This window comes from Chitinophaga costaii (assembly GCF_900094705.1).
Classification (GTDB): Bacteria; Bacteroidota; Bacteroidia; order Chitinophagales; family Chitinophagaceae; genus Chitinophaga; species Chitinophaga costaii.
In genome coordinates, this window is the sequence record NZ_FMAR01000005.1 from 23638 (window position 1) to 36809 (window position 13172).

The 13172-nt window shown below is 48.9% G+C and carries 9 protein-coding genes; 5 read left to right on the plus strand and 4 right to left on the minus strand.

Features of this window, described 5'->3' with window-relative positions; all coding sequences use genetic code 11:
* The first annotated feature begins 171 nt into the window (after window positions 1-171).
* A complete protein-coding gene (locus GA0116948_RS08785; RefSeq protein ID WP_089711728.1) occupies window positions 172-2859 on the plus strand; it encodes an alpha-L-rhamnosidase in 2688 nt (895 codons plus the stop codon).
* Between the two features lie 332 nt (window positions 2860-3191).
* On the opposite strand, the gene GA0116948_RS08790 is transcribed toward GA0116948_RS08785, so the two are convergent.
* The gene (locus tag GA0116948_RS08790) at window positions 3192-3857 is read right to left on the minus strand and encodes an NAD-dependent epimerase/dehydratase family protein (protein WP_089711215.1); all 666 of its coding nucleotides are present in this window, start codon (window positions 3855-3857) and stop codon (window positions 3192-3194) included.
* Between the two features lie 617 nt (window positions 3858-4474).
* On the opposite strand from GA0116948_RS08790, the gene GA0116948_RS08795 reads away from it, so the two are divergent.
* Complete coding sequence (locus tag GA0116948_RS08795) at window positions 4475-6295, plus strand: ABC transporter ATP-binding protein (RefSeq protein WP_089711217.1); 1821 nt, start codon at window positions 4475-4477, stop codon at window positions 6293-6295.
* A 59-nt stretch (window positions 6296-6354) separates the two neighbouring features.
* Window positions 6355-7152 carry a glycosyltransferase family 2 protein gene (locus GA0116948_RS08800; protein WP_089711219.1) on the plus strand — a complete coding sequence of 266 codons (798 nt, stop codon included), beginning with the start codon at window positions 6355-6357 and terminating at the stop codon, window positions 7150-7152.
* Here GA0116948_RS08800 and GA0116948_RS08805 read toward each other — a convergent pair.
* Genes GA0116948_RS08805 through GA0116948_RS08815 form a run of 3 tightly spaced genes read right to left on the minus strand, consistent with a single transcriptional unit; the run spans window position 7149 to window position 10145 of the window.
* A complete protein-coding gene (locus GA0116948_RS08805; RefSeq protein WP_089711221.1) occupies window positions 7149-8261 on the minus strand; it encodes a glycosyltransferase family 2 protein in 1113 nt (370 codons plus the stop codon). The two genes, GA0116948_RS08800 and GA0116948_RS08805, sit on opposite strands and share 4 nt — an antisense overlap.
* Before the next feature lie 4 nt (window positions 8262-8265).
* Window positions 8266-9009, minus strand: coding sequence for a glycosyltransferase (locus tag GA0116948_RS08810; protein ID WP_089711223.1), 744 nt, complete (start codon window positions 9007-9009; stop codon window positions 8266-8268).
* A gap of 29 nt (window positions 9010-9038) precedes the next feature.
* Complete coding sequence (locus GA0116948_RS08815) at window positions 9039-10145, minus strand: metallophosphoesterase (RefSeq protein ID WP_249260567.1); 1107 nt, start codon at window positions 10143-10145, stop codon at window positions 9039-9041.
* A 185-nt stretch (window positions 10146-10330) separates the two neighbouring features.
* On the opposite strand from GA0116948_RS08815, the gene GA0116948_RS08820 reads away from it, so the two are divergent.
* Complete coding sequence (locus GA0116948_RS08820) at window positions 10331-10645, plus strand: ferritin family protein (protein ID WP_089711225.1); 315 nt, start codon at window positions 10331-10333, stop codon at window positions 10643-10645.
* A gap of 346 nt (window positions 10646-10991) precedes the next feature.
* Window positions 10992-13103 carry a type IA DNA topoisomerase gene (locus GA0116948_RS08825; protein ID WP_089711227.1) on the plus strand — a complete coding sequence of 704 codons (2112 nt, stop codon included), beginning with the start codon at window positions 10992-10994 and terminating at the stop codon, window positions 13101-13103.
* The last annotated feature ends 69 nt before the right edge of the window (window positions 13104-13172 follow it).

Here is a 13172-nt window from a genome sequence, read left to right on the forward strand (position 1 = left end):
TCCCCTGCCAGTACCCTTCCTGCCGAAAAGGCTGCCCCTCACCATCCTGCCAGTACAGGACACTTTTCCTGTGGGGAAGTCAGATATTGTTTTCCTGCAAATCCACCAGATCAAAGCTGTAAATTTACCGCCACGAAACCATCACGCCACTTGCGTAAAAAACTGCTTTTCATGAACCAACGCTTTCACTACCTGGCTGCACTGCTTATTGCCAGCCTTATTTATGCGCCTACCGCCAGCGCCACACCACTCCCTTCACCCGCTGCCTCACCCGGCCAACCGGCAGCCCTTACCTGCGAATACCTGGTACGCCCCCTGGGCATAGACGCCGCCCATCCCCGCCTGTCCTGGAAACTGGACGACGCCCGTAACGGCGCGCTGCAAACCGCCTACCAACTACATGTAGCCACCGACTCCCTTATGCTGGGCAAAAAAGATGTCTGGAATACCGGACGGGTAGTGGGCAGCGCCATTCAAAGCAGCTATAACGGGCAGCCGCTGCAACCCTTTACCAAATATTACTGGAGCGTAACACTGTGGGACCAGCATGGACAACCAACCCGCACCGTCGTTTCCTCATTCGAAACCGGTATGATGGACCAGCAACACTGGAAAGGGTCTTGGATCAGCGATCATCCCAACATTAACCTGAAGCCTGCTGGCAGTTTCCGGAAGGTGTTCAACGCCAGCAAGCCCATAGCTTCTGCCCGCGCCTACCTGGCCGTGGCCGGCCTGTACGAGTTGTACATCAATGGGCAGCGCATTGGCAACCACCGCCTGGATCCTATGTATACCCGTTTTGACCGTCGCACGTTGTATGTAACCTACGACGTAACCCCGCAGCTTCAAGCCGGCAAGAACGCTATTGGCGTACTGCTGGGCAATGGCTGGTATAACCTGCAAAGTACCGCCGTATGGGACTTCCACAAAGCGCCCTGGCGCAACCGTCCTGCCTTTTGCCTGGACCTGCGCATAACTTATACCGATGGCAGCACCGCCACCATTACCAGCGATGAAAGCTGGAAGACTTCTCTAAGCCCCGTGGTGTTCAACAGCATTTATACGGCCGAGCATTACGATGCCCGCAATGAGCAACCCGGCTGGAACACCACCCAGTTTAACGACAGCGCCTGGAAAAACGTGTACTACCGCACGGCCCCCTCTAACCATATCGTAGCCCAGGCCCTGCCGCCCGTGGAGCAGGTAGAAACCATCCCTACCCAAACACTGCATACTTTTAACGATACCGATTATGTGTTTGACCTGGGCCGCAACATTGCCGGCGTAAGCCAACTTACTGTAGACGGCCCTGCCGGTACGGTGGTGCGCCTGAAACACGGTGAACGGTTGTATGCCAATGGCCATGTAGACCTGTCTAATATTGATGTACACTACCGGCCTACAGACAATACCGATCCATTCCAGACAGACATCTATACCCTGAGCGGCAAAGGACCGGAAACTTTTATGCCCCGCTTTAACTACAAAGGATTTCAATACGTAGAGATAACCGCTGATCACCCGTTGCAACTGAAAAAAGAAGACCTCACCGCTTATTTCATGCACAGTAATGTGCCGGTAACGGGGCATATCAATACTTCAGATACGATGATCAACAAACTCTGGTGGGCCACTAACAACTCTTACCTCTCTAACCTGTTCGGCTACCCTACCGACTGCCCGCAGCGGGAAAAAAACGGCTGGACCGGCGATGCCCACATTGCCTCCGAAACAGGACTTTATAATTTCGATGGCATTACGGTGTACGAAAAATGGATGGCAGACCACCGGGATGAACAACAGCCCAACGGCGTACTACCCTCCATCGTTCCTACCAACGGCTGGGGCTACGAGTGGGGCAATGGCCCCGACTGGACCAGCACCATTGCCATTATACCCTGGAACATCTACCTGTTTTATGGCGATCACAAATTACTGTCCGATTGTTATGACAATATAAAACGGTACGTAGACCATATCACGGAGATTAGCCCCAGTGGCCTTACCACCTGGGGTTTGGGCGATTGGGTGCCGGTAAAATCCAAATCGCCGGTAACATTTACCTCTTCCTGCTACTACTTCGCCGACGTAACGATCCTGGCCAAAACTGCGAAACTGTTGGGTAAAAACGAGGACTATGCGCATTACACCGCACTGGCCGCCTACATCAAAAACGCATTCAACACTAAATACCTGAACCCTGCCACAGGTATGTATGCCGATGGCTTTCAAACAGAACTCAGTGCAGCCCTCTATTGGGGGCTTACGCCAGACTCTCTGAAAGCCAAAGTGGCTGCCAATCTACACCAACGGGTGGTCAGCGACAACTTCCACCTGGATGTAGGGCTGCTCGGCACCAAAAGCATATTGAACGCGCTTAGTGAAAACGGCTACGCGCTAGATGCTTACAAAATAGCCGCCCAGCGCGATTTCCCTTCCTGGGGATGGTGGATACAGAACGGCGCTACTACCCTCCAGGAAAACTGGCCCCTGGATGCAGCTTCCGATATTTCGCGCAACCATATCATGTTTGGCGAAATTGGCGCCTGGTTGTATAAAGGCGTGGCCGGCATTTTCCCTGATGAAAAGGCCCCCGGTTTTAAAAACATATTGCTGCGCCCTCATTTCGTAAATGGGCTGGATCACTTCGAAGCCAGCCACGAAGGCCCTTATGGCACCATTACCTCTTCCTGGAAACGCGTGGGCAGCGGCGTGTCCTATACCATTACCATCCCCGCCAGCAGCTCCGCTACCATTAGCCTGGAGCCAGCTCCGGGACAGCAGGTGTACGAACAGGGAAAAGCAATGGGCGCTAACTTCCGCAAGCCGGCAGGCACCTATGTTTTCGAAATTAAATAATAACACGCATGGCTTGTTTATAAATTATTACGCCCGGTAACTATGATGCTACCGGGCGTAATCGTTAAACAGGATCCTGGCAACGGAGCTTTATACCCCCAATAACGCCGCGACTGTCAAATGGCCATAAGCTAATGACCTGCTGCACAACCACCCATGTAAAAAAAATATTTTTGGTCAGCAGCTCAACAAAAGCCAACGTTAATTGTTGTTTGGGTAAGAATGATTTGTTGAATAACATTTCATTTGGCAGCAAATAGTACAAATTAGAATGTCAGGCGGGGCGTTTTCGCCCTGCTTTTTCTTTTACCGTTTTCCGGTTGCTTGCCTCCCTACCGTGCAGCCGCCAGTGCAATGATGTCTTTCCCGTTTAATGCTTTTTTGCCAGCACCCTGTTCCACCACTTGCAGCATGGCTAGCCCCAGCTCACGCAGGCTACAAAATCCTTTGGGATAAAGTGCCCTGCCAAGAGGATACATCCAATTAATATATTTATAAAAAGAATGCACATATTTCGCACCCGGATCTGGTTTCAAAAAGCCGGGACGAAAATTATATTCGGCTTTAAAGGGCAACTTGCCTAAATCGTTTTCTGTTTTACCCTTTACCCTGGCCCACATTATTCGGCCACGCTCCGAGGTATCCGTTCCCCCGCCAGACACATAACAGAAGGTCATCCCCGGATTTACCCGCACCAGGGTTTCAGCCACATGCAGGGTAAGTGTGTAGGTAAGCCGGAAATAATCTGGCTCCTTCATTCCCACAGCTGTTACGCCCAGGCAAAAAAAACAGGCATTATAACCCGCCAATTGACCCTCCACGGCAGAAAGGTCGAAGAAGTCGCTGTGCAGTACTTCGCGAAGCTTGGGATGGGAAAGGCCCAATGGCTTACGGTTTAGCACCAGCACCGACACTACCTGGGGGTCTTGCAGGCATGCGTGCAACACGCCCTCGCCTACCATGCCGGTAGCGCCCGTAATGATGGCCTTGATTTGCATTGATGAAATATTTATAAAAGTAAAGTAAGGAAAGCGCTGGCTTTAATCCGATTTTAACGCATTTAATTATGGCAAAATTAGAAAACAATTAAATTTCATATTATAAAAAATTATATACATATTGCATCGAGGGGAAGCAACCCGGCTTAAGCCCGGCATAATAACCAACGGGCAAACATGGCGCAAATTTTGAACCTTATTTAAATAGCGTATCATTCTTATTATTTCATGATTAATGTTAATCGTATAGGTACATGTTCACCCATCATTTACCATTTGCTTTTAATTTGAAATATTGAAAAAAACATAACACCTGAAACACGCAGATGGTATATTTTTTAACACAAACTTTTTCATAACTCAAAATTGTAGGCTGCTACTTGTAACATTCTGCCGCTTAGGGTCGTTTCAATGGCACGCTAAGGCAGCAGGATGCAGGTATACTTCCAGACCCGGCTATTACAGGGCAGGCGCTGGCTTACTTTCAGCATTGTACGTAATCAAAACCGGCGCTTGCTAGTATTAATGTAAGGAAACTTACGGGCAACCGAGGGAGCGGCATGATTACGAGCAGGAGGATAAGCCTACCTTTGGTTTTTTGGACTATTGAATTAAACATGAAGACATATTTCCGGCTACTATCATTTGCCCGACCAATTGGAAAATACGCAATACCATATATCATTTTTACCGCATTATCCGTATTGTTCAGCACCTTAAACCTGGCCTTACTGGCGCCTTTGCTCACCGTGTTGTTTAATCCGGGTACACATGCCATACTACCCAAACCGGCACACTTCATGGACGTATTTAAAACATTTAATTATTATATCAGCGTTATCAATGCCCGTGGCAATACATTCGTGACCCTGCAGTATGTGTGCGGTGTGATCATTCTTTCTGTGGTGCTGGGAAATGTGTTCCGCTATTTATCAGAACGAACGATGGAGAACCTCCGTATCAATACCTTGCTAAACCTGCGCCGGTCTGTTTTCAATAACGTAATGGATCTGCACCTGGGCTATTTTAGCAATGAACGGAAGGGGGATATCATTTCCAAAATAGCATCCGACGTGCAGGTGGTGCAGTTTTCCGTAACCGGTACCCTGCAAGTGATCTTCAAAGAACCCGTCACGATCATTGCCTACCTGGTGATGTTGCTGATGATTTCTTACAAGCTCACCCTTTTTTCCATGCTGGTGGTGCCGGTGGCGGGCCTGATCATTGCCCGCATTGTAAAAAACCTGAAAAAGCAGGCCTCCGCATCGCATCAAGCTTATGGCAACATGATCAGCTACCTGGATGAAGCGCTGAACGGTATGCGCATTGTGAAAGCGTTTAATGCTACCAACTATACTACCCAACGTTTCAATGACGAGAACATCCGTTATTCCAACATTATACGTTCCATGGCCCGCCGGCAGCAGCTGGCATCGCCGGTATCTGAAACTATGGGCGTTATAATGGTGGCCATTATTGTGCTGTACGGTGGCTACCAGGTATTATCCGGCACCAGCACTATGACAGCGGCCAGTTTCGTGGCCTACATCGCGCTGTACTCCCAGATCATGCGGCCAGCCAAGGCTTTATCTACCTCGTTTAGTAATATTCATTCCGGCATTGCCGCTGGCGAACGCGTACTGGCCCTGATCGATGAAAAGCCGCAAATCGTGGATGCCCCCAATGCCAAACCCATTTCCAGTTTTAACGATAACATCCATTTCGAAAACGTGGCTTTTGCTTATGGCGAGAAAGAAGTATTGCACGGCATTACCCTCACCATTCCCAAAGGCAAATCGGTGGCGCTGGTAGGCCCTTCCGGTGGGGGCAAGTCTACTTTGATGGACCTGATCCCCCGTTTTACCGTACCGAAGTCGGGCCGTATCCTCCTAGACGGGCAAGACCTGGAAACTTTGCAAACCCACCAACTGCGCAATCTCATGGGCGTCGTAAACCAGGAATCTATTTTGTTTAACGATACCATTTTTAACAACATCGCCTTTGCTAATCCAGACGCCACCATAGCCGAGGTAGAAGCAGCCGCCCGGGTAGCCAACGCCCATAATTTTATTATCGCTACTGAACAAGGTTACCAAACCAACATTGGCGATAAGGGGACTAAACTTTCCGGTGGACAGCGGCAACGCATCTGCATAGCCCGGGCAGTACTGCGCAATCCACCCATTATGTTGCTGGATGAAGCTACCTCCGCACTAGATACGGAATCGGAAAAGCTGGTACAGGAGGCACTGAACAACCTGATGAAAAACCGAACTTCCCTCATCATTGCCCACCGCCTCAGTACCATTCAAAACGCCGATCTCATCATCGTGCTGGAACAAGGACAGGTGGTGGAACAAGGCACCCACCAGGAATTAGTAGAACGTCCTGGTCTTTACCGTAAACTCATTGAAATGCAAACTTTTTCGCCCAATTAAACCGGTGGAAAAGGCATGCATGGCCCATAAATTTTACATATCGTTTAAAGTGAAAAAGCATGAAAAACATAAATATCAGCGTTGGTATTTTGATTTCAACCTACAATTGGCCCAAAGCGCTGGACTGCGTATTATTTAGCTTACAGCAACAAACCCGCCAGGCGGATGAGATCCTTATTGCAGATGATGGTTCCGGAAAAGAAACGGAAGCAGTGATCCGGAAATACCAGGGCGTCTTTAATATCCCGGTAAAGCATGTATGGCATGAGGATAAAGGCTTCCGCAAAAGCACCATCCTCAACAAAGCCATGCAACAGGCAGCTTCTGATTACATCATTCAGATAGATGGCGATATTATCCTGCACCGCAGGTTTGTAGAAGACCACGTGAAGAATGCGCGTGCAGCACGTTTTGTACAAGGTAGCCGCGTACTACTGGATGACGCCCGCACCCGCGAGGCACTGGGACAAAAACGCTGCAAATTTCACTTCTTTGGCAAGGGCATCAACAACCGTCTCAATGCCCTGCGCATTCCTTTCTTGTCTGCACTTATTAAGGCAGACCCGGAAAGCTCGCACAACATTAAAGCCTGCAACCTGGCGTTCTGGAAAAATGATTACATCGCGGTAAATGGATATGATAATCTTTTTACGGGCTGGGGTTATGAAGACCATGAATTTGCCGCCCGCCTCATTAATTCGGGGGTGAAAAAAGAAAGACTTAAACTGGCGGCGGTGTGCTATCACCTGAACCATAATATTAATTCCAAACATTTTACAGACAGCAATGAACGTATTTACCACGAAACCTTGCTGAGTAAAAGAAGAATGTCTGCCAACGGCCTGGCACAAATTTAAAAATGCCGCCAGACCATCCACGCCAGCAATGGATACAGTATCCATTTGATGGTACGATAGGTGTTAGACCGGTAAAAATATAATTTGTTGATCACACCATCGTAATGAAAGCGCTGTCCTATGCGCCACCACTCCCCTCGTTTTAATTTACCCGCCAGCATACCTCCATCGTGCGCTAGCCGGAGCATCATCACGTAATACAAGGTCTGTACATTTACCCTCCCCTTGCGCTTCCACACCTGCACACTGGTAGCGATAAACTCTATTACGATAATGCCGGCCATTGCTACCAGCATAACACCCAGCGCCGACGGATGTACAATGGACACCACCACCGTGACCAAGGCCGCCACCAGCAATGTTTCCGGCGTATCCAGCATATCGTGGTAAGCATAACGCGGATTTAGCTTAGGCAACCAGCTATTGCCTATGCCATACCGGTAAGGGCGTTGATAATTTACCCGGTTGTTATTCCACCAGGGATGTTCTACGGCGGCCAGGGGCAGGCTTCGAAAATCTTTATAGTCATTGCGTTGGCGCACATTGATAAAAAAGTCTACGTCTTCTCCTCCACCAGATTTAGGATAGGCAGTAGAGAAACGCACCGGCCCCATCGCGCTGCGCTTTACCATAATATTGGCCGTAGCGCCCCAGGCAAAAGCTTCCCGGTCTAGCGATATACGAAAAATGTCCATAGAACCACTTGCGTCAATGGCTTGGGTAAAGGTGGATTGCGCCGGAGGAAAAGTGATAAGGCCAATGAAACCAATTTCTTCCGGTTGTGTAATAGCAGCGGTGGCATAGGTTTGCAATAGATTGGCAGGCACCAGTATATCATCGTCCAGGAAAAGCACCCACTGGCCAGCACCCGCTTCCAGTCCGGCATTGCGGGTAATGGCGGCGCCCTGGTTGCGTTGGTTGATGTGGAGGAATACACGTACATTATCCACCAATGCCCGGATGGCGGGCGAAGGATGTACCGCAGGATTGTCTACCACGAGGTAAAATTTCACATCGGCGTCCGCAGGCGGCTGCAATTGCAGAATAGGTAAAATGTATTTTTCTTCCAGGCGGAAAGATGGAATCACAATATCAATGCTGGTCTTCATATCATTAAAAAAAAACGGGATGGCCCTGTAAATGCCTGCGCTTAAAACGTTTGATCAAAAAGCGAAGGTAAGTCCACCAACCCATGCTATGCAAAATAATACGGGCCTTGTCTTTTTTAAAAACCGTATCGTTATGAAAAGAAGAAAGTCCGCCCATGTAATAGCCGGCAATATTGATCGGGTAAAATACTTTCGGAAAATGCGGATCCCCCCACACCTGCAGGTTCAGTGCATAATCGCCAAACACTTTATATTTCAGGGGATATTGATATTTGGCAAACACACTGGCCGGGTATATTATCTGCTGGTGATTCATGCAGTATTGTGCCAGCCGCCAGGGGGTAAACTCGCCTACCAGTAAGGTATAAGCAGGTTTTTCGGGACCGTAAACGGGAACGGTGTTGCCGTAATAAACAGTATGTTCATCCTGCAATTTTTGGCAAAGGTTGGCGAAGCCGGGCAGCAGCCGGTCATCCGCCCCCATGAAGTACAACCACTTGCCGTGGGCCTGTGATACGCCCTTGTTCAGCGCATCGTAAATGCCTTTATCCGGCTCGCTAATATAATGCAGGGGCACCTTCTTAAACGCTTCCAGGAGCGCCACCGTATTGTCTTTGCTACCGCCGTCTGCAATCACTATTTCCAGGCCTGGCACCTGCACCGCTGCAATACTGTCCAGGCAGGCCGGCAGCAGGTGGGCAGCATTCCAGGTGGCAATGATAACACTTACTTTGATCTCCTCCTTCATTGCCCGCGAAATTAAAGATTCCCGCTCACTTACAATTGATCGAAGAGGTAAAACAGCGGCGATTCTTCCAGCACCATGCGTTCCGTACCATGGCCATTGTCTTTCCACTTTACCAGGCGGATAAATCCATCGGCGATCTCTATGCCGGTACAATCGCCGTCACTAAAACAGCAGCAGCCGGTGTTAAAATAACTGGGATGCGCCATGGTTTTTACTTGCTGCTTGCCAGCATATTCTTTGCGCCGGGTGTCCAGGGCTATTTGAAGTTCGGCCATCAACGTGGTATTGTTTTCGGCCTGTGCTTTTTGGAGTTGTTTGTTCAGCCGGTCAATATGATCCAGCGAAGCAAATACCGGCTTATGTGTATGCCCGGAGATGAGCACCCTGTTACGGCGGGTAGCACTCCATTCATACATAATGATGTTATGAGCATCGGCCAGTTCAAAAGAATCGGAAGGAGTGTTCAGGCTAATTTCCAGGTAGCGCTGTATGGGTGTCCAGATGGCCGCCACTACCCATTTACTGAAGGCGTTGCCATCACTGCGCTGGTCGCCCTGGTGACCATGGGTGAGGAAAATAGACGCCGTTTGCTGCTGCATGGTAGCGCGCAGGATGAGGCCTTCTTTTACTTCCAGCGAAGGACCAAAGACCGGTTTCAGGTAAAGATTTTCCGGCACTGCATAACCCCATTCCAGGTCGTGGTTGCCAAACATGCGGTGGTAACGGCCAGCTTGCAAAAACTTTACTTCTTCATCCAGGGAGGCCTTGTTTTTATCAAGGGTTACGGCGGGTTTGTTTTCCCATAATTCCTCGCAGTCGCCCAGGTTGATAAAGGTAAATCCTTCCGCATAGTAGTGTTGCAGGGCGGCGATGTAATTACTTTCTGCCGGCATGAAATCGTCGGCTTCATCTTTGCCGCCTTTGTGTTCGTCGGAAAAGATGATGTAACGGGCCTTGTCCGGATCAAAAGGCTGTATGCGGCCACGGGTAGTTTTTCCATTTTCTATATCATCATACAGCGTGGAAAGGGCTTTAAATACCGCGGCTTTATCGGGCCGCGAAGAAAGCTTGTCCGCCAGGCGTATCATAGGGGCCCGGAACAATCGTTGAATAAATTTGCGCAAGGACAGAGGCATGTAACAAAATAATCAATCCCATGCATATAACAAGCCATTTTTCCAGCAAAACCGGGCGCTGAATAGTTGTTTCTTTAATCCCCACAGGCACTATTTAAAACTCCAGCAGTCCCGGCATTATAGACATGGAATGATTTTTAGGGTAAAAAGAATGTACCCTTTTTCTTTCACCTTAACCACCCCATATGGCTACAGAACAATACCATGAACCCGCGCAGGAACTGCCGGAAAAAGTACGCACTTTTGCCCGTATGATCACCTCCCTGATTGAAGAAGGTGAAGCCATCAGTTGGTATGAACAACGCATTGCCCTGGAAAAAGACAAGGATGCCAAAGCTATCATGCAGAATGCGCAACATGAAGAATTTAAACATTTTGGTATGGACCTAGAATTTTTGCTGCGCCAGAAACCCAAATGGAAAGAAACCCTGCAGGCCATCCTGTTTCAGCCCGGCGACATTGTTAAACTAGGCGAAAAAGGCGAGGAAGCCAGTGAGTGATGGTATTCATATTGCGCGGTAGGGTGCAGGCTACAGGTAGCAAGTTCCCACAGCAAAGGCTTCGATAGAAATCGAAGCCTTATTTTTTTGTACCCCATTTAATCCTTTAACTTTTTACTGGCGTTGACCGCTAACCATTTTGACCATCATGGCCGTATAATTTTATTGGAAAATTCATGCTTGTTATAGTAGCGCATTGTACAGTATTGCTACCTTTCAAAGTTCCCTTAAATAATTACGGTGCACCACGGAAGTTTCTGCGCATTCGTTTATAAATTAACAGCAGGGCGGGTTTAGCCCGTTTTATATTTAAAAATCCGATCTTCGTTCCCTTTATTTTAATATCATGAAACTTTGCATTGCAGAAAAACCAAGTGTGGCCAGGGATATTGCTGAAATACTCGGTGCGAAGCAACGGAAGGAAGGCTATTACGAAGGCAACGACTATCAGGTAACCTGGACGTTCGGACACTTCTGCACACTCAAGGAACCCCATGATTATTACGACCAGTGGAAGTACTGGCGGCTGGAAGACCTGCCCATGATACCCGCCAGCTTCGGCATAAAATTGATAGACAATCCCGGCGTACAAAAACAATTTAAGGTGATTGCCCAACTGGTGGAGCAATGCGATGAGGTGATAAACTGCGGTGATGCCGGGCAGGAAGGGGAATTAATACAACGGTGGGTACTGCTCAAAGCTCAGAACACCAAACCCGTAAAAAGATTGTGGATATCCTCCCTCACGGAACAGGCCATTAAAGAGGGTTTCAACGCGTTGAAAGATGGGGCGCTCTATAATAATTTATATGCCGCCGGCAGCGCCCGCGCCATTGGCGACTGGCTGCTGGGCATGAATGCCACCCGCTTGTTCACCAAAAAATTTGGTACCGGCAAGATCATACTCTCCATTGGCCGTGTGCAAACCCCCACCCTGGCCATGATAGTGGCCCGCCAAAAGGAGATCAACGCGTTTGTGCAGGAAGAGTATTGGGAGCTGAAAACCATTTACCGCGAAACAGAATTTACCGCCGCCATAGACCGGCTTAAGAGCGCCGACAAGGCCAATAAAGGCCTGGCCTACCTGAAAGAACATCCTTTCGAGATCACTTCTTTTGAAAGGAAGGAAGGCAGGGAAGGCAATCCCCGCTTGTTTGACCTGACAGCCCTGCAAGTGGAAGCCAATAAAAAATTCGGCTACTCCGCAGACGATACATTGAAATTGATCCAAAACCTGTATGAGAAAAAACTGGTTACTTATCCCCGGGTAGATACCACTTACCTCTCCGAAGACCTGCATCCAAAAATTGCGGGCATTTTGCAGGATCTCACGCCCTACAGCGCACTCACTGCCCCCCTCCTGGCCCATCCTATTCCCAAATTAAAGTCGGTATTCGACGACAAAAAAGTAACCGACCACCACGCCATTATACCCACCGGCATGTATCCACAGGGTTTGCCGCTGGAAGAGAAACGCGTGTACGACCTGGTGGCCCGCCGCTTCATCGCCGCATTTTACCCGGAGTGTAAAGTGTCTAACACCACGGTGCTGGGTAAGGTAGGCCAGGTGCCATTTAAGGCCACGGGCAAGCAAATTATAACACCCGGCTGGCGGGAAGTTTATGCCAACGATGTGCCGGACAAAAAAGAAGGCGAGGAAGAAGAAAAGACCCTCCCCATTTTCGTGGTGGGTGAAAGCGGACCTCATATACCCAAAGTACACCAAGGCAAAACGACCCCACCCAAACCCTTTACAGAAGCCACTTTGCTGAGGGCTATGGAAACGGCAGGCAAGCAGGTGGAAGACGAGGAAATGCGGGAGCTACTGAAAGACAACGGCATTGGCCGCCCATCTACCCGCGCTAATATCATCGAAACATTGTTCCGCCGCAAATACATTGAAAAAAGAAAGAAGAATATTTATGCCACCCAAACCGGCATAGAACTGATCGATACTATCCAGAACGAATTGCTGAAAAGCGCCGAACTAACGGGCAACTGGGAACGTAAACTACGCCTTATTGAGAAAGGCGAGTACGCCATGGAAACATTTAAACAGGAACTGATCGCCATGGTGATGGAGCTGACCAGAGAGGTAAAGAACAATGCCTACAAGGTGATCACGCTCACACCTGAAACTCCGCCGGAAGTGGAGAAGGAACCCAAACCCAAAAAAGAACCTAAACCGGCCATTTCCATAGACGCTCTTTATTGTCCCAAATGCAAAGTACACTTGCTCAAAAAAGGCCATGCCGCCTATGGCTGCGCTAACTTTCAGGTATGCGGTTTTAAACTGCCTTTTGAAATGATGGGCAAAAAGCTCAGCGAAAAACAGGTGACAGACCTTCTCACTAAAAGTAAAACAGCCAAGATCAAAGGACTGCAAGTGCCGGGCCACGGGGCCGAAACAGAAGGCAGGATAGTAATGACAAAAGATTTTAATTTCGAGATCGGGTAAGGATACAATCAGTCCCGGTGGTGCGCATACTGCATCGCTACAAAACAAAAGACACCCACATACTGTAAC